The sequence below is a fragment of the Pseudobutyrivibrio sp. C4 genome (assembly GCF_900111635.1).
GTDB lineage: Bacteria > Bacillota > Clostridia > Lachnospirales > Lachnospiraceae > Pseudobutyrivibrio > Pseudobutyrivibrio ruminis.
On the sequence record NZ_FOHF01000002.1, the window covers coordinates 477,567 to 496,215 of the forward strand.

General features: G+C 39.6%; 18 protein-coding genes. 16 read left to right on the forward strand and 2 right to left on the reverse strand.

Annotated elements, in window-relative coordinates; genetic code table 11:
- The first annotated feature begins 9 nt into the window (after nucleotides 1-9).
- The 15 genes from BMY66_RS06105 (at nucleotide 10) to BMY66_RS06175 (ending at nucleotide 14,019) form a co-directional block, all read left to right on the forward strand.
- Nucleotides 10-1,092 (forward strand): PTS sugar transporter subunit IIC, encoded by a 1,083-nt coding sequence (locus BMY66_RS06105; protein ID WP_044933657.1) that lies wholly within the window; start codon nucleotides 10-12, stop codon nucleotides 1,090-1,092.
- Between the two features lie 113 nt (nucleotides 1,093-1,205).
- Complete coding sequence (locus BMY66_RS06110; protein WP_044933658.1) at nucleotides 1,206-1,547, forward strand: hydrogenase maturation nickel metallochaperone HypA/HybF; 342 nt, start codon at nucleotides 1,206-1,208, stop codon at nucleotides 1,545-1,547.
- 21 nt (nucleotides 1,548-1,568) lie between these two features.
- On the forward strand, nucleotides 1,569-2,408 hold the full coding sequence (locus BMY66_RS06115; protein WP_090394530.1) for a formate/nitrite transporter family protein: 840 nt from the start codon (nucleotides 1,569-1,571) through the stop codon (nucleotides 2,406-2,408).
- A 29-nt stretch (nucleotides 2,409-2,437) separates the two neighbouring features.
- A complete protein-coding gene (locus BMY66_RS06120) occupies nucleotides 2,438-3,133 on the forward strand; it encodes an MgtC/SapB family protein (RefSeq protein WP_074788804.1) in 696 nt (231 codons plus the stop codon).
- A 21-nt stretch (nucleotides 3,134-3,154) separates the two neighbouring features.
- The gene (locus BMY66_RS06125) at nucleotides 3,155-4,732 is read left to right on the forward strand and encodes a helicase HerA-like domain-containing protein (RefSeq protein ID WP_090394531.1); all 1,578 of its coding nucleotides are present in this window, start codon (nucleotides 3,155-3,157) and stop codon (nucleotides 4,730-4,732) included.
- 79 nt (nucleotides 4,733-4,811) lie between these two features.
- Nucleotides 4,812-6,074 (forward strand): transglutaminase domain-containing protein, encoded by a 1,263-nt coding sequence (locus BMY66_RS06130; protein WP_090394532.1) that lies wholly within the window; start codon nucleotides 4,812-4,814, stop codon nucleotides 6,072-6,074.
- Nucleotides 6,075-6,080: 6 nt separating this feature from the next.
- Nucleotides 6,081-6,800: a cysteate racemase gene (locus BMY66_RS06135; protein ID WP_090394533.1), complete on the forward strand. Its 720-nt coding sequence runs from the start codon at nucleotides 6,081-6,083 to the stop codon at nucleotides 6,798-6,800.
- Nucleotide 6,801: 1 nt separating this feature from the next.
- Nucleotides 6,802-8,310, forward strand: coding sequence for an amino acid adenylation domain-containing protein (locus BMY66_RS06140; RefSeq protein WP_090394534.1), 1,509 nt, complete (start codon nucleotides 6,802-6,804; stop codon nucleotides 8,308-8,310).
- A 42-nt stretch (nucleotides 8,311-8,352) separates the two neighbouring features.
- Nucleotides 8,353-8,586, forward strand: a complete 234-nt coding sequence (locus tag BMY66_RS06145; RefSeq protein ID WP_090394535.1) for a phosphopantetheine-binding protein — start codon at nucleotides 8,353-8,355, stop codon at nucleotides 8,584-8,586.
- 3 nt (nucleotides 8,587-8,589) lie between these two features.
- On the forward strand, nucleotides 8,590-10,182 hold the full coding sequence (locus BMY66_RS06150) for an MBOAT family O-acyltransferase (protein ID WP_090394536.1): 1,593 nt from the start codon (nucleotides 8,590-8,592) through the stop codon (nucleotides 10,180-10,182).
- Nucleotides 10,183-10,194: 12 nt separating this feature from the next.
- Nucleotides 10,195-11,253 carry an SGNH/GDSL hydrolase family protein gene (locus BMY66_RS06155; RefSeq protein ID WP_242942685.1) on the forward strand — a complete coding sequence of 353 codons (1,059 nt, stop codon included), beginning with the start codon at nucleotides 10,195-10,197 and terminating at the stop codon, nucleotides 11,251-11,253.
- A gap of 114 nt (nucleotides 11,254-11,367) precedes the next feature.
- Entirely contained in the window at nucleotides 11,368-12,180 is an 813-nt protein-coding gene (locus tag BMY66_RS06160) for a flagellin (RefSeq protein WP_090394538.1), read from the forward strand.
- A 156-nt stretch (nucleotides 12,181-12,336) separates the two neighbouring features.
- The gene (locus BMY66_RS06165; protein WP_044933668.1) at nucleotides 12,337-13,209 is read left to right on the forward strand and encodes an NAD(P)/FAD-dependent oxidoreductase; all 873 of its coding nucleotides are present in this window, start codon (nucleotides 12,337-12,339) and stop codon (nucleotides 13,207-13,209) included.
- A gap of 30 nt (nucleotides 13,210-13,239) precedes the next feature.
- Nucleotides 13,240-13,551 (forward strand): thioredoxin, encoded by a 312-nt coding sequence (trxA, locus tag BMY66_RS06170; RefSeq protein ID WP_044933669.1) that lies wholly within the window; start codon nucleotides 13,240-13,242, stop codon nucleotides 13,549-13,551.
- A gap of 21 nt (nucleotides 13,552-13,572) precedes the next feature.
- Nucleotides 13,573-14,019, forward strand: coding sequence for a MarR family winged helix-turn-helix transcriptional regulator (locus tag BMY66_RS06175; protein WP_090394539.1), 447 nt, complete (start codon nucleotides 13,573-13,575; stop codon nucleotides 14,017-14,019).
- Here BMY66_RS06175 and BMY66_RS06180 read toward each other — a convergent pair.
- Complete coding sequence (locus BMY66_RS06180; protein ID WP_090394540.1) at nucleotides 14,012-15,196, reverse strand: hypothetical protein; 1,185 nt, start codon at nucleotides 15,194-15,196, stop codon at nucleotides 14,012-14,014. The two genes, BMY66_RS06175 and BMY66_RS06180, sit on opposite strands and share 8 nt — an antisense overlap.
- A gap of 9 nt (nucleotides 15,197-15,205) precedes the next feature.
- Nucleotides 15,206-16,153 carry a tetratricopeptide repeat protein gene (locus BMY66_RS06185; protein WP_044933672.1) on the reverse strand — a complete coding sequence of 316 codons (948 nt, stop codon included), beginning with the start codon at nucleotides 16,151-16,153 and terminating at the stop codon, nucleotides 15,206-15,208.
- Nucleotides 16,154-16,316: 163 nt separating this feature from the next.
- Here BMY66_RS06185 and BMY66_RS06190 point away from each other — a divergent pair, with 163 nt between their 5' ends.
- A complete protein-coding gene (locus tag BMY66_RS06190) occupies nucleotides 16,317-18,647 on the forward strand; it encodes a hybrid sensor histidine kinase/response regulator (RefSeq protein ID WP_090394541.1) in 2,331 nt (776 codons plus the stop codon).
- Nucleotides 18,648-18,649: the final 2 nt, after the last annotated feature.

An 18,649-nucleotide genomic window follows, 5' to 3' on the forward strand; every position in this document is an offset into this window, starting at 1 on the left:
AATTGATAAATGAGAGAATTTTTGAAAAGAAAAAACATCGAGATTTCTGTTAAAAGATATCTTGTAGATGCTCTTGGGGCAATGGCTCAAGGATTGTTCTGTTCACTTCTTATTGGAACAATCATCAATACCATTGGAACTCAGTTTGGAATTGGCTTTTTAACTGTGCCGGTAGCTACAGTTGCCGGTGTGGAATACACAGTTGGTGGTCTTGCCACAGCAATGAGTGGCCCTGCCATGGCAGTTGCAATTGGATATGCTCTCCAGGCACCTCCGCTTGTACTGTTTTCACTTATCACTGTAGGTTTTGCTTCCAATGCTCTTGGTGGAGCAGGTGGTCCACTTGCAGTTTTATTTGTAGCAATCATCTCAGCAGAAATTGGTAAAGCAGTTTCAAAGGAAACAAAAATCGACATATTGGTTACACCTCTTGTGACAATTGGTGTAGGTATTGCCCTTTCAGCTTGGTGGGCTCCAGCTCTTGGCAAGGCAGCCAGCTCAGTAGGAACACTTATTATGTGGGCAACAACAAAGCAGCCATTTATTATGGGAATCCTTGTATCAGTAATCGTAGGTATTGCACTTACACTTCCTATTTCATCTGCAGCTATTTGTGCCGCACTGTCACTTACAGGACTTGCAGGTGGTGCAGCAGTAGCAGGATGCTGTGCTCAGATGGTAGGTTTTGCATTCATGAGCTTTAAGGAAAACAAGTGGGGCGGTCTTATTTCTCAGGGCATCGGTACATCAATGCTTCAAATGGGAAATATTATCAAGAATCCTCGCATTTGGATTGCACCTATTTTGTGTTCAGCCATCACAGGTCCTCTTGCAACATGCCTTTTCAAGCTCGAGATGAACGGACCAGCCGTTTCATCAGGTATGGGCACATGCGGTTTGGTAGGTCAGATTGGTGTGTACACAGGATGGGTAAATGATGTGGCAGCTGGCTCAAAAGCGGCAATCACAGCATTTGACTGGATTGGCCTAATCCTTATTTGCTTCATCCTTCCAGCAGTTCTTTGCCCAATCTTCAACAAGATTGCAATGAAGCTTGGATGGGTAAAAGAAGGGGATATGAAGCTTCAATAAATATTTTGGCAGCAGATTTCTGCTGCCTTTTTTATTGTCAAAAAATATTTGTTTATAGCATCAATATGAAATAAAATAATAAGAAAAGTAAGGTTTTTACATGAGAGGTTGAAATGCACGAACTAGCAGTGACACAATACGTTTTTGAATTAGTCAATAAACAGGCCGAAAAAAACAATCTTTCAAAAGTAAATATTATTCATTTGCTGATAGGAGATCAGTGCGATTATGTACCTGAGATTATTGAGGAATATCTGCAGGTCATGAGCGAGGGAACACCTCTTGATGGAGTAAAGGTGGATGCCACAGTTAAGGAATCGAAAGTTGTATGCAAGGACTGTGGAGCAGAGTTTACCAGACACGAATTCAAGGATGTTTGCTTGAAATGTGGAAGTGACAATTTAAAACTTAATCGATGCACAGATTTTATAGTGGAAAGAATCGAGGCAGAGTAAAGTTTTAGAAGGGGAGGTCATATGGACAAAATTTTTAATTCACCTGAAGAGGTGATTGAGGCAAATATTTGTGGAGGGGAGAAGAAGGTTAGCCTTCCACTTCCAAAGATGATATTGCTTGGAATTATGGCAGGGGCATTTATCGCGCTTGGAGCTGCCACCAGTTCAACCGCTGCTCATGCAGTAACAAATGTGGGGCTTTCTCGTTTTGTGGCGGGAGCTATTTTCCCAGTAGGACTTATGCTTATCACATTTATTGGTGGAGAGCTTTTCACAGGCAACTGTCTTACATCAATGGGGGCGATGGACCACAGATTTTCATGGGGAAAGGTGGTCAGAGATCTTTGTATCATTTGGTTATCTAATCTGGTTGGAGCCCTAATCATAGTGGCTCTCACTTATTTCTCAGGAAATCTTGATTATTCAGCAGGTTTGCTAGGTGCATACTCAATAAAGGTTGCTCTTGGTAAAGCTACAATCACTCCTATAAAAGGAATTGCATCGGGAATACTTTGTAATATTCTGGTTTGTGCAGCTATCCTTATGGGAGCAGCATCAAAGGATATTTCTGGTAAGGTTTGGGCTATTTTCTTTCCTATCATGGCATTTGTGGTAGGTGGATTTGAGCACTGTGTGGCAAATATGTTTTATATTCCAATGGGCATGCTTGCCGCTACCAATGATACATACGTTGCAAAGGCAGCCGAGGCATACGGTATCACAGCAGATCAGCTTGCTAATCTTTCTGTGGCTGGATTTTTTGCAAATCAAATTCCAGTTACAATCGGAAATATCTTAGGCGGAATGATTTTTGTTGGTTTGCCATGCTATTTGGCTCACTGCAAAAAGAAACAGGCATAATTTTAGACTAAATAATTGAGGTGTTATATATGGTAAATACGATAATAGATTACTTGCAGGGCATGGATGATTTGGCAGTAGCAATTAGATTGGTGATAGCAACAGCTTGTGGCAGTCTTATTGGCTGGGAGCGTGTAGTTAGAAGACACAGCGCAGGTATTCGCACCTTTGCACTTGTTAGCTTAGGTTCAGCAGTTGCTACAGTTTTGAATATCTATCTGGCACTCATTCCAGAGCTTAATGCCGATGTAAGTCGTATTCCAGCTGGCGTTGTTAGCGGTATTGGCTTTCTTGGTGCAGGAACTATTCTTGTTACAGGTAGAAATCAAATAAAAGGTCTTACAACAGCTGCAACACTTTGGGTTGCTTCATGTATGGGTATGGCCTTTGGCGCAGGATATTTATCAGTGGGGTTTGTATGTTTTGGTCTTGTGCTTATTGCAAATCTGCTGCTTATGCACCTTAGCACACGTGTTGAGGAAAATAGCCGTTATGTAAGCTTGTACATCGAAGTAGAAGAGACAAACGGTATTAAGAAGCTTCGTAAAAGCTTCATGGAAATGGGCTATCAAATCACTAGCATGAACAAGACAAAGGATAAGACCTTATCTGGTACCGATACAGCACTTATGATTGATTTGGACTTCAAGAAGAGGCATTCACACTTAAAGCTTATAGATGATCTTAACAATCTTGATTTTGTAAGTTATGTTGAAGAGGTTTAAATAAATATTGGGAGGGCGATTATGATTAGAGAAGGTAAGATTTGGGTTGCAAATACGGAAAAGTCAGAACCGGTATATTTATTGCCACAGATGTCAAATAGACATGGGCTTATCGCTGGTGCCACAGGTACAGGAAAGACCATTACGCTGAAGGTTTTGGCAGAATCATTTTCCGACATGGGAGTGCCTGTTTTTCTTGCAGATGTAAAAGGGGACATTGCAGGAATGATTAATCCAGGCCAGGATAGTGCAGATATGCAGGAGCGCATTAAAAGGTTTGGACTTGATAAGGCCGGCTTTGAGTACCATGGATATCCTGTTACTCTTTGGGATATCTACGGCAAAAATGGTATTCAGGCACGTACTACAATTACGGAAATGGGCCCACTTTTACTTTCTAGAATTCTTGGCTTAAATGATAATCAAAGTAGCATACTTTCCATCGTGTTTAAAATTGCAGATGAAAGCAATCTTGCCTTAATAGATACAAAAGATTTAAAGTCCATGCTTAACTATGTGGCTGATAATAACAAGGAATTTGAAGCTGACTATGGAAATCTTAACAAGCAAAGCATCGGCGTTATTCAGAGAGCTGTAGTTGCTCTTGAAATGGCCGGAGGAGACAAGTTCTTCGGAGAGCCTGCCCTTGATATCAGAGATTTCCTTACACTGGGAGAGCAGGGCAGAGGCATGATACATATTTTGGATAGTCAAAGTCTTGTAAACGATGGCAGATTATATTCTACATTCCTTCTTTGGCTGCTTTCAGAGCTTTTCGAAACCATGCCAGAGGTAGGTGATTTGGACAAGCCAAAGATGGTATTCTTCTTTGATGAAGCTCATCTTTTATTTAACGATACACCAAAGCCACTGCTTGATAAGATTGAGCAGGTGGTAAAGCTTATTCGTTCAAAGGGAGTAGGAGTATTCTTCGTAACACAGAATCCACGTGATATTCCAGATGGAGTATTGGCACAGCTGGGTAATAAGGTGCAGCATGCGCTTCACGCGTACACTCCAGCAGAGCAAAAGGCTGTAAAGGCAGCGGCAGATTCCTTCAGAGAAAATCCTGCATTCAAGACAGCAGATGTAATCGAAGCACTTGGAACAGGAGAGGCAGTTGTTTCATTCCTACAGGAGGACGGCACTCCATCAATTGTAGAAAAGGTTGCTATTTTGCCACCTCAGTCCCAGATGGGTGGAATTGATGATGCTTCTAGAGATAAGGCTATAAAGTCTAGCATGCTTTATTCTAAATACGCAAATGCGATAGATGCTGAGTCAGCCTACGAACTACTCCTTCGTATGGGTGTAGAAAAGGAACAGGCAGAAGCTCTTGCAAAAGAAGAGGAAGAAGCTGCAAAAGCCAAGGCAAAAGAGGAGGCTGCAGCAGCAAAAGCAGCAGAGCGTGAGAAGGAAAAGGAAGCCAATCGCAAGAAGCGTGCTGCTAAATCAGTAGGCACAACTGTGGCAGGCACTGTAGGACGTGAGCTTGGCAAAAAGGTCGGCAAGCAAATCGGAGGTAAGTTTGGCCAGACACTTGGAGGCAACACTGGCGCTCAGTTGTTTAGAGGTATACTTAATACCTTAATCAAGTAAAAATCTAGCTAAATTTGACTATAATATCCATGATTGCTAAAATTATCCTTGAGTGTAAACGCTCGGGAGAATATGTATCATGGGAATGACAAAATCGTCAAAAAATAATAAGAAAAAAACTAGAAAGATATATAGGCTTTTCATACCATTAGCAGCTGTTATTGCAGTCTGCTTAGGTGTGGGAGCCTATTTTTATTATGACTACTCAAGCAGGGTATATTCCAGCTGTGTTGTAGAGCTTGGTGGGGAAGTATCTGCAGCAGATTTTCTGAAGAATCCGGATCAGACTGCGGAGTTTACAAGTGACACAGTTATCACCACTGATTTTCCAGGCACCTATGATGTAGGGATAGTATCTGGCAAATATACCTATCATTGTACTTTGGAAGTGCAGGATACTGTTGCTCCAGAGCTTACTGTAAAGCAGTTGACTCGCACAAAGGAAGAAATTCCAGCAGCCCAGGATTTTGTTGAATCTGTAAGTGATTTATCTGGAGATGTTTCAGTATATTTTGGTGAGGCCATAAGCTTTGATAATTATGGTCAGATTCCTATCACTATTGTTGCTGAGGATGGCTCAGGCAACAAGACAGAAGCAGATACAGTTCTAAATCTCGTTCAGGAATACGATATCGAGCCTCCAGTCATTGAGGGCCAGCTTGATAAAATCGTCTATGCAGGTACATCTGTAAGCTTCAAAACGGACGTGGTTGTCACTGACAATGTGGACACCGATATTGAGGTTCAGGTGGACAGCAGCAAGGTTGATTTGGATACCCCTGGTGAGTACACCGTAGTTTATACCGCCACAGATTCCATGGGCAACATGGATTTAAAGGAAGGCACAATCACCGTTATTCAGCAGGAATACACAGAGGAAGAAGTATTTGCTTTAGCAGATGAGGTCCTTGCAGAGATAATCACTGATGATATGTCTGCTTATGACAAGGCTCATGCCATTTATGTGTGGGTGCAGGGGAATATCGGTTACAGTGAAAGTGATGATAGCGGAGATTGGCTAAAGGGGGCCTACGATGGCCTTAAAAACAGGCATGGCGACTGCTACAATTATTTTGCCGTTAGCAAGGCCTTGCTTACAAGGGCAGGCATTCCAAATGAGGATATCGAAATCATTCCAACCGCCACAAGACATCATTATTGGAATGTAATTGATTGTGGTGAAGGCTGGCGCCATTTTGACACTACACCACGATTGGACAAAAGCTTCAAAGGCTTCTATCTGACAGACGAGGAATTAATGACATACTCAGATGCTCATTATCATTCTCACAACTACGATAGAGAAATTTACACATATTTTAACGACAATCAGGAGCAATAAGGGAGAATGAAAAAGTTAGGTATAATAGGTGGCCTAGGACCTATGGCTACAGCATATTTTATGCGCCGCATTATAGAGATGACAGATGCAGCCACCGACCAGGATAATATTGAAATGGTGATTTATAATTCGCCATCTATTCCAGACCGCACAGGCTACATTTTGGACAATACAAAGGATAGTCCACTGCCAAAGATTATAGACTTGGCAAATCGCCTGGAGTTGCAGGACGTTGATTACATAGCAATTCCATGTATCACTGCACATTATTTCCATCAGCAGATAGCAAAGAGTGTGGATGTGCCAGTTTCCAATGGAATTAGAGAAGCAGCAGATTATTTATCAGAGCATGGTATAAAAAAGGTTGGCATTATGGCCACCGATGGAACAGTTTCCACCAGGCTTTTTGACTCCGTGTTTATGGATTATGGCATTCAGTGTGTTTACCCGGATGGGGAATATCAAAAGCTTGTAATGAGCATCATTTATGATGAGGTAAAGGCAGGCAAGCCTGTTTCCATGAAGGAGTTTGAGCTGGTTAAAAATCAGCTTTTAGCTTCCGGAGCAGAAGTAGTTATTTTAGGATGTACAGAGCTTTCTATAGCAAAAAGAGATAATCATATAGAAGGTGTTCTTGACATAATAGATGTTTTGGCAAGGGATTGCGTAATGAAGTGCGCAAAGCTTAGACCAGAATACAAAGAACTAATAAAAGAAGGAAAGTAAGATGCAAAACAATGTTTTAGACTACATAGACGAGAGTCTAGTGAGAGTCCCAGAAAAGGTGGCTTATGCCGATGATGAGGTTCAGCTTACATTTTCCGATGTTAAAAACATCATGGATTCTGTAGGAACAAACCTCCTTGAGATGGGATGCAGCAGAGAGCCAGTAATTGTATTTATGAAGAAGAGCCCAAATACAATTGCTACTTTCTTTGGAGTAATCAATGCAGGATGCTACTACGTACCAATCGATAGCGAAATGCCTGCTACACGTATTCAGCTTATTCTTGAAAACTGCAAGCCAAAGGTTATCATCTGCGATGATTCCACAGTGGATATTGCAGAAGGTTTTGAGTATAAAGCTAAGGTTTTATTGTTCAAAGATATGGTAAATACCAAGCCAGATGTTGATAAGCTTGCTTTAGTTAGAAAGAAGGCCATTGATACAGATCCAATCTATATCGTATTTACATCAGGCTCCACAGGAGTGCCAAAGGGCGTATGTGCTTGCCACCGTTCAGTAATCGATTATATCGAGCAGCTTTCTGAGACCCTTGGATTTAATGAGAATACAGTTTTTGGAAACCAGACACCACTTTATTTTGATGCCTGTCTCAAGGAGCTTTATCCAACACTGAAGTTTGGGGCAACCACTTATCTGATTCCACATTCATACTTTATGTTTCCTATTAAGCTTGTGGAATACATTAATGAGCATAACATCAATACAGTTTGCTGGGTTGTATCAGCCCTTACCATGATTAGTGCTTTCAAGACATTTGATACTGTCGTACCACACACATTGAAAACAATCGCTTTCGGCAGCGAAGTCTTCCCAATCAAGCAGTTTAGATTGTGGAGAGCAGCAGTGCCAGAAGCAAAGTTCTTCAATCTCTACGGACCAACAGAGGGCACAGGAATGTGCTGCTACTATCCAGTGGAAAGAGAGTTTGCTGACGATGAGGTTATTCCTGTAGGCTTCCCATTTAAAAACACAGAAATCATGCTTTTGAAGGAAGACAATACACTTGCAGCAGATGGAGAGCAAGGGGAAATCTGCATCAGAGGTACATCAGTAACACTTGGATACTACAACAATCCAGAAAAGACTTCTGAGGCCTATGTACAAAATCCTTTGAATACAGCCTACCCAGAAATCATTTACAGAACTGGAGACATTGGCCACATCAACGAATACGGTGAGCTTGTGTTCCATTCCAGAAAAGATTTCCAAATCAAGCACATGGGACATCGTATCGAGCTTGGGGAAATCGAAGCAAATGTAAATCTTGTGCCAGAGATAAAGCTTTCGGGCTGCATCTACGCAAAGGAACAAGGAAAAATAGTGCTTTACTATGTAGGTGACATCACAGAAGGTGACCTTATCAAAGCCCTGAAGACCAAGCTTCCACGCTACATGCTACCAAACAAGGTGAATCGCCTGGAGAACATGCCGTTTACAGCAAACGGTAAAATAGACCGTGTAAAGCTAACACAAATGTATAATAATTAAATGAGCTTAGTAGTAACTAAGCGGACTAGGAGGATTAGAAAGATGGACGAGTTATTAAATATTTTGGAGGATTTACATCCTGAGGTTGATTTTGAGACAGCTAAAGATTTAGTTGACGGAGGAATTTTGGATTCATTTGATATTGTTTCGCTTATTTCAGAGATTAACGAGACATTTGATGTAACTATCGGAGCTGCAGAGCTTACACCAGAAAACTTCAATTCAGCAGAATCAATCTATGCTTTGATTAAGGAAAAGCTAGACGACGAGGACTAAAGAATGCTTTTTACTTCATATGGATTTATAGGATTTTTGCTGGCAGTATTTGTGCTGTATTATCTGATTCCTAAAAAGATGCAGTGGCCATTTTTACTTATTGCCAGCTACATTTTTTATTTCATAGCAGATCCTAGATATTTGATTTTTATTGCTATCACAACTGTTTCTACCTTTTATGGTGCAAAGGTTATTTCAGATAAGAAGGTGGCCTTTGATGGATGGTTTAAGGAGCATAAAAAGGAATATGAAAAGGAAGAACGCAAGGCCTTAAAAGCAAAGGAGCATAGTGCTGAAAAGAAAATCTTTTTGGCATGCCTTCTATTCAATTTAGGTATTCTTGCGGTTACAAAATATACCAACTTTACCATCGCCAATATCAATTCATTGTTGGCAGCATTTGGTAGAGCAGACGGGATTTCTTTTGTAGATTTAATCATTCCAATGGGAATTTCTTTCTACACATTCCAGTCTATGGGCTATCTCATTGATGTTTACAATGGTAAGCATGAAGCACAGGATAACCTTTTCAAGTTTGCTCTTTTCGTATCATTTTTCCCACAGTTAGTTCAGGGACCTATTAGCAGATACCATGATTTGAGCCAGACACTTTATGAGGAGCACAGCTTTAATTGGAAGACAGTAAGCTTTGGATTAGAGCGTATTCTATGGGGCTTTTTCAAAAAGCTTGTTATCGCAGATAGAATCCTTGTGGCTGTTCAAGCAATGATTGCAGACACAGATACCTACAACGGTTTCTACGCATTTGCTGGCGCGATGTTTTATGCACTTGAGCTTTATGCAGATTTCACTGGTGGAATCGATATTACCATTGGTGTGGCAGAGACAATGGGAATCAAGGTTACAGAAAACTTTATTCGCCCATACTTCTCAAAGAATATCAAGGAATACTGGAACAGATGGCATATCACCATGGGTACATGGTTCACTGATTACATTTTCTATCCAATCAGTGCCAGCCAGTTTATGATGAAGCTTTCAAAGAAATCAAGAGCACGCCTTGGAAACAACCTTGGTAAGAGAGTGCCTGTTTATCTTTCAAGCTTTATTGTGTGGTTTACAACAGGTATTTGGCATGGTGCAAGCTGGAACTTTATCGTATGGGGACTTGGCAACTTTGTAGTTATCATGATTTCCCAGGAGCTTGAGCCATTTTATCGCTGGTTCCATTCAAAGGTACATGTGCAGGGAACTTTCGGTTGGAGATTATTCCAGGTGGTAAGAACCGTTCTTATTATGTCCAGCCTTCGTATGTTTGATTGCTACAGAGATGTGCCACTTACATTTAAAATGTTTGGAAGCATTTTCAGCCAGTCAAGCCTTAGTCAGCTAAATGCTGAGGCTTTCATTGGTATGGGACTTACAGGATTTGATTATCTTGTGGTGTTTATAGGCATGCTTATTCTTGTGACAGTCAGCCTTATTCAAAGAAGTGGCTGCGTACGTGAAAAGATTTATGGACTTGCTGCACCAGTTCGTTTCATTATTTGGTATGGACTATTTATGGCTACATTAGTCTTCGGTGCATATGGCATCGGTTATTCAGCTAGCCAGTTTATTTACAATCAGTTTTAGTCGGAGGGTATGATGAAAAAGTTTATAGCGATTATATTATCTTTAGTCATTGCTCTCACCGGCATTTTTCTTGCTTCTAAGCTGCTTGAGCCAAAATACATGTCAGGCATTTTGGAAGGAGCAATGATTCAGGAATACTACGATGATCCTACAGATCACAATGTGGTATTCATTGGCGATTGTGAATTATACGAAAACATTTCTCCTGTTTATCTTTGGGAGAATTATGGTATCAATTCATATATAAGAGGAAGTGCCCAGCAGTTGATTTGGCAGTCATATTATCTTGCTGAGGAGACAGTCAAAATGGAGCATCCTGATGTGATTGTTTTCAACGTGCTTTCTATGAAATATAACGAGCCACAGAACGAGGCCTACAACAGAATGACTTTGGATGGCATGAAATGGTCATCAAGTAAAGTAAATTCCATAAATGCCTCAATGACAGATGAGGAAAACTTTCTTGAATATGTTTTCCCTATTCTAAGATATCACTCTAGATGGAGTGATTTATCTGCAGAAGATTTTAAATACATGTTCCATAGAGATAAGGTTTCCTTCAACGGATACTATATGCGAGTAGATGTAAAGGCTGCAGAGGATGTGCCAGAGGGAAGACCTCTTGCTGACTATCAGTTTGGCGATAATTCCTACTATTATCTTGATAAGCTTACAAAGCTTTGCAAGGATAATGATGTTAAGCTTGTACTTGTAAAGGCACCTACTCTTTATCCTTATTGGTATGACGAGTGGGATCAGCAGATTAAAGATTATGCTTCGGCTAATGACTTAGATTACATCAACTTCCTTGAGCTTCAGGATGAGCTTGGTCTTGATTGGAGCCAGGATACATATGATGGTGGCCTTCATCTTAACTTAGCAGGAGCAGAGAAGCTTTCTGATTATGTGGGAAATATGCTTACTACTGAGTACGGCATTCCAGATAGAAGAGACGAGAGTGCTCTCAACGAATACTGGGATAAGGTAATAGAAAGATACAATGCTGAGATAGATAGACAAACTACCAACCTAAAGCTCTATGGCACTGTCCACGGCCCAGAGGAACAGTAGTATAGAATAATCACATAAAATTCACATGACTTTATGAAAGTGCAGTGTTATAATACGGTTACAAATTGGAAATTCATGTAATTATGTAACGTTTTAAGATTGAGGTGAGTTATTATGAAGATTCAATCTAATGTAAACACAGCACAGTATCAGAACACAATTAATAAAAGAAAGGAAACTGAGGAGCAGCAGAAGAAGGCTTCGAAGGAACTTTCTACAGGCAAAAAAGTAAATACAGCGGCAGATGATGCGGTTGCATTATCCATTTCACAGCAGATTATGAAGGAGGCTAAGTCTCTTACAACAGGCAGCAGCAACATTTCTTATGGAATAGATGCTGCAAATATTGCAGATGGAGCTCTTTCTAATATTACTGATTCTCTTGGAGATATTGAGCAAAACACTGTTCGTGCAATGAATGGTCTTTATTCAGAAAGCGATAGAGCTATTCTTCAGGAGGCAAATGAACAGTCTGTAGCTACAATCAATCAGACTATTAATCAGGTACAGTACAATGAAAAGAATCTACTTGATGGTTCAACAGGAGATATTAATATCTACACTGGTACATCAAGCACTACAATCCAGGAAGCAGATGCAAAAGCTGCAATTGCTGATTTAGAAAATTTTGATGTTTCTGGAAATGGAAATAATATCAGCACTGATGCTTTGGATAAAGCATATTCGTCAATTAGTGATATGCGTAGCCAAATAGGTGCCGAGACTAATGGTTTATCAGCTGCATATAATGTAAATAACAATACAGCTGAGAACCTTACAAGTGCACAGGCTCAGAAAGAAGATGCTGATTTTTACAAGTCAGTTACTAAAATGAAGTCAAGTGGAGTGGTTGGAGCTGCTCAGAATATGGCTTTGAAGAATCAGATGGAAAGCCAGGAAAATCTTGTATCAAAGATGTTCCAATAAACTATGTATTTTAATTGCCCTAGACAATAAAATGTCTAGGGTTTTATTTTATAAAAAATGAGTTGACAAATGCAATTCAATTGAGTACAATTAAATCGACTTAAAAGATTGCACGCAATTATTATAGTTTTAAAAGAGCTATGGAGGTTTTAAAACATGGAAAGATATGATATTGCAGTTATAGGTACAGGCCCTGCTGGATTAGAGGCTGCTATTACAGCAAAGGTTAGAAATAAATCAGTACTTCTTATTGGTGGTAAAGGTTCTTCTGATAAGGTTTCAAAGGCACACACTATTCAGAATTACTTAGGTCTACCTGATGTTGCTGGTGCAGATATGGCAAAGGCTTTTCTTGATCATGCCACAGGAATGGGCATTGAAATCACAGAAGATAAAGTAAATGCTGTTTATTCAATGGGTCAGTATTTCGCAATTCAGTGCCACAATGGTGATTACGAGGCAAGCTCAGTAATCATTGCAGCTGGTATGACTACTATGAAGCCATTCCCTGGTGAAATGGAAAATCTTGGAAGAGGCGTAAGCTACTGTGCAACATGTGATGCAGCTTTATATAAAGGAAAGACAGCAATCATTCTTGCTTACAGCGAAGAGGATGAGCCAGAGGCTGAATTCTTAGCAGAAAGAGCTGACACAGTTTATTATTTGCCACAATACGAGTATAATGGAAATCTAAGTGGTAATATTAAAGTAACTTGCGATGTAAAGCCAGGCACAATCGAGATGAAAGATGGTGCAGCTGTTCTTACAACAGACGGCGATACATTCTCAGCAGATGGAATCTTTATTTTAAGACAGCAGATTGCTCCATCACAGCTTGTTCCAGGATTAAAGATGGATGGAAATCACGTTGAAGTAGACCGTCAGATGAATACAAACATCAAAGGTTTATTTGCATGTGGCGATATTACTGGTACACCATATCAGTACATTAAGGCCGCTGGTGAAGGAAATGTAGCAGCTCTTTCAGCTGTTTCATATTTAAATGAACTAAAAAAAGCGCAAAATTAGTTGTTGATTTAGATCGAAAGGAGATATACTATGGTAAAGAAAATTAATCAGGATGAATTTAAGTCAATGGACAAGTCAGGTGTTTCTGTTTTGGACTTCAATGCTACATGGTGTGGCCCATGTAAGATGCTTGCTCCAGTTTTGGAGGAGGTTTCTGAAGAGCTTTCTGATAAGGCTAACTTCTACAGTGTCGATACTGATGAAAATCCAGATTTAGCAAGAGAATATGGTATTATGAATATTCCTGCAATCGTTGTCTTGAAGGATGGCGAAAAGGTAGACATGAATGTTGGTTTCGTTCCAAAGGAAGCACTTTCTGATTTTGTGTCTAAGAACTTATAATTAATAAGAGGTGAGTATTAAATGAGTGATAAATTTGATTGCTTGAAAATTTCAAATCAGCTTTGTTTTCCGCTGTATGCATGTTCAAAGGAGATTGTAAAGAGATATAAGCCATATCTTGATCCAATCGATCTTACATATACACAGTACATTACAATGATGGTAGTTTGGGAAGAAAAGGAGATTACAGTTAAGGCTCTTGGAGATAGATTATTCCTTGATTCTGGCACACTTACTCCAGTTCTCAAGAAGCTTGAGCAGAAGGGTTATGTTAAGAGAAGTCGTTCAAAAGATGATGAAAGAAATCTTATCATCACACTTACTGACGAAGGATTGGAATTAAAAAAGCAGGCATGTGAAATACCTGCTAAGATGGGCAAATGTGTAAGTTTATCACAAGAGGAATCTTCACAGCTTTACAGTTTACTATACAAGATTCTTGGATCTTTCCCAGAAGAAGCTAATTAAATAGATTAAACAGATCCACATTTTCACGAGCTTTAGAAATGACATCGTCTACGAAAGAGGCGGTGTCATTTTTTATTGTATCCCAGTCGATTACTTCAACGTTGGACAAATCTACACCAGCATTATCAAACACGTCTCCCATATTTTCTACAGTCTGGAGAGTGCCTTTTATGTATCCTTCCCCTAAAACTTCCTCATTTTTTGCGACCTCGATATTGGTAACTTCTGTTTTCATACCAGAATCAATAAAGTTTAATAAAACTCCACAATCAATGGTATATACATCGCCGTTGGATGCATAGTAGGAAAGATTATCTGTAAATGAGTTTGTGTATGTAGTGCTTCCGTCTCGTTTGATGGTGACAACAGCAAGCTCATCATCTGGAAGAGGAGCGTAGAACTCCATAGTGCTAAGGTTCTTACCGTAGATAGCAAGATACTCACCATCGTTCTTATAAGATAAATCAAACACGATTTTTCTAGTGTGATTCCACTTATCTAAATAAAGAGAACATGTTATATCGTGGTCAGGAGTTTTCATTCCAAGCAAATCCCAAATGAAATCACCCTCACCGGCAGGAATTGTGATTTTGAACTCAGAGGCTTCTGTACCATCTTCATCAGTGTACACCTCACCGGTTTTTTCTATTTCAATGCTGTGAACAAAGTTCCAGATATTTCGTTTATTGTTGTGGAACCATTCGCGGGAAATATCGTTGTTTAGATTTGGAGCTTTAAGGAATAAATCTTCTCCGGTATCAAATCCGTAGGAGATGTCTCCTAAAAGAGGTGCAACAAGATAAACGGTATCATCCTGGGCATAGATATCCAATTCACCTACATTTAAAACTAATACATTAAGATTAGAGTTGCAGGAGAATTTCTTTTGCTCATATGAGCGCTCGCCCTTTATGCTACCGCTAATTGAATAAGGAAAGCCCTTTACTTTTTTGATGTAGGCATTTCCTGAATAGCGAATGTCGGAATTAGTGTAATTTCTAAATAAATCCTTCAGGTCGATATTGTAGGCCAAGTAATCTGGACTGTTCAGTGTGGATTCTGAAAAATTAATAACTGAGGCTAACACTCTTACTGTAGGATTAAAGTCCAATTCTGCCTTAATTAATATAGCTATTGTAAATACGATAATAAATGTTATTCCAATTTTCTTCTTCATAATAAGAAATTATAAAAGTTCTATTGGAGTATCTGCAATAGACAAAGCGATGGCAGTGTCCATCTCAAGTAGATGTTGTGTGGCTTCTGTATCTGCAACTTCGATTGTACCTTCAGCAAAGCGAACGCAAGCCTGTTGATATTTTTCTGTATCACCACTGTTGCGATATACCATCATATAAAGCTTCGAAGCTTCTAGCTTCATATGAATGTTGTTGGCAATTGTTGCGGAAGAATCCAAGCTAAGAGCCACAGCCTCAGCACGGTCATATTCTTTCATTCCACAGAAGGTCTCGATAAGGAGCTTCAAGTCCTCGATGTAATCCTGAATAGTGATTTTTGAGTTTTGAATAAAGGTTACCAATTCGTCTATATGGTCATATACATATTGATTATCGCCCATGCGATGATGTAAGTTTGCTTCCAAGACAGAAAGACTAAGGTCGTGATGGTGCATGTCGTTTTTGGTGGCTATTTCAGAACCTCGTTTTAAATAGCTTTCAGCTTCTGCATATCTGTGCATATGTAAGTAGCAATAAGCAAGGTTAAGGCAGGCTACTAAATAAGAATGAGGTTCGTTTGGAAATTTATCTCCGTGGTCTTCCAAATCCTGAAGAGCCATCTTTCCGTAGTTAGCAGCACTATCGTAATCGCCTAGTATCATATAACGATTACAAATAGTGGTATAGAAGAAATGCTTCGCACCAAGTATATGATGCTTATCAATAATATCAAGAGCGTTTAGACACTTATGAAGCATCTTACTATCATAGCCCATTATTCCATAAGCTATAGCAAGACCTCTGAGAGTGAGGATGTATTGCTTATAATCTTGTAATTCTTCATAGATGCTTGAAGCCATATTTAGATTGTCGATGCCGGGCTCCAAGTTGTTGGAATGAACCAAATAAATTCCTTTGTCATAATACTCTTTTGCAATTTGTTCTGAACTGGCCATAGTAACCTCCTATGCAAAAACCACTAATACATCAATCTAAGTATATCATTTAATAATAGTACTAATATTTAAAATTCTGTGACGTTTTTCGTAATTTGTTGTTTTGAACGAAATTAAATATTACAATTACTGTAGTGTTTGTAAGAATTACGGGGATTGAATTATGAAAAGGACTAGTCTATTTATCTATGAAATTGTGCTCGTAGCCGGAGTACTAATCTATGTGTTTATTATTGGGCTTTTAATTTGGGGTGAGAGTTATTTAAAAGAGGAGCGAACCTACACCTCATTTGAGCTTGAAAGCTATGATGATGGATGGTATAGAATCTACTCTGATGGCACCAAAGAAGCCATAGATATTCCAGGACAATATCAGCCTGAATCTTCACATGAGTTTGTAATTGAAAAAGAAATCAATGTAGATGTGCCTTTGTTTGTTAGCTTTGATTCTGCAAAGCAGGATATTAACGCCTTCGTGAATGGTGAATTGAGATACAGCTATTCAACCAAGGATTCACGATTATTTGGTGACAACAGCCCAGGTGCGTTAATGTTTATTCCAGTTTATCCAGAGGATAATGGTCAAAACTTGCAAATAGTTTTTATAGGTGACAATAACTATTCGGGAGTTCTTGGCGATATATGCATAGGAACTCAGCTTGGTATTACCAAGAATCTTTTTGCTAAAGAGAAGTATGCTCTGATATTGACTTCGATGCTATTAATACTTGGCTTTATTGCTTTTGTAATAGGCCTTGTGGTACGGGCTACCTACGGACGAACTATGCCTTTGTTCTACGCAGGCTGGGTAGTTATGTGCGCGGGACTGTGGTCACTTGCCGAGTCTAACATAAGACAGTTCATAGCGCCGAACTTTTCACTTTTATCCTATATGACATACCTAAGTCTTATGATGCTTCCGTTTGCCACGGCTTTTTATTTTGACAGGCTTCAGGAGGGACGTTATCGCATTTTCTATTTGATTGTTTCTGTGCTTGATGTTTTCTGTGGCTACATAGCAATAATGCTGCAGTTCTTTAATGACACTGATTTAATAAATGTGTTGATATTCGCTTTCATTGCAATAGTTCTTACGATGCTGATATTTACTATCTCCATTGTGATAGATTTTATCCAAGGTCGTTTAAAAAACAATTGGGCAGATTTGGTTGGCGTAGCCGGCGCTCTTGTAGCTGGATTTGCACAGATTCTTTCCTACAACAGTAGACCAACTACTGTGGATAGAGGAATACTTTTATGCGGTTTACTGTTTTTCATCGTCATGTCGTATATTCGTGCTCTGACAGATGTGCGAACAATGGAAAGAGACATGTATGCAGCAGTTAAGGCTCAGGATGCCAGCACGGCATTCTTAACAAGAATGAGCCATGAAATGCGAACACCAATTAATGCAATCCTTGGAATGAATAAAATGATTCTTAGGGAAAGCAGAGAAGATAATATTCTGGATTACGCCCGTGATGTAAACAGCGCTGGCAACTATCTCCTTGGAATTGTAAATGAGGTTCTAGATCTTGCAAAGGTTAATGCAGGCAAGATTGTGATAGAAGAAGAAGAGTACGAATTAATGGATATGGTCCGCGAATGCTACGCGCTTGTTCGACCTAGAGCAAAGGCTAGTCGATTATCCTTTGAAGTGGATATGAGCGATGTGCTTCCAGAAAAGCTAAAGGGCGACAAGGAGCATATCATACAGGTTGTAACAAACCTTCTTACTAACGCAGTAAAATATACACCTGAGGGAAGAATTACTCTTTCAGTACAGGGAAAGATATCAGAAGGGAAACTGCTTTTGATAATTACGGTAAGTGACACGGGAATTGGTGTTGCAGAAGAGAGCATCCCATATTTGTTTGATTCATTCAAGCGAGTAGGAGAGTTTGCGCAAAGCAAAATTGAGGGAACCGGTCTTGGTCTTACAATCACTAAGCAGCTTGTAGATTTGATGCATGGACAGATAGCTGTAGAATCAGAATTAGGTAAGGGCACGTCATTTACAGTTGTAATCCCACAGGAGATATGCTCAGTGGAACCATGTGGCACATTCTCTATGGGACCTAATGGCGACAGACGTGTGGCTGACAGACATGAAGTATTTGATGTGATTGGCGCAATACTTGTAGTTGATGATGTGGCTATAAATCTTAGGGTATTCACTATGCTTTTGAACGACACTGATGTCACTGTGGATACAGCAATCAGTGGAGCAGAAGCAATAGAGAAGATAAAAAGAACAAAATATGATATTATATTCATTGATCATTTGATGCCTGGCATGGATGGCCTCCAGCTAAAGGAAATCATGGATACCATAGAGAACAATCCAAACAAGGATACACCTCTTATCATGCAGACAGCAAATGCAGTTGTAGGCGCTAGAGAAGAATACGAAAGCTTTGGCTTCAGCGACTACATCGAAAAACCAATCAAAGAAGAGGAGCTAAAAAAGCTTCTCAGAAAATACATGATATAAGG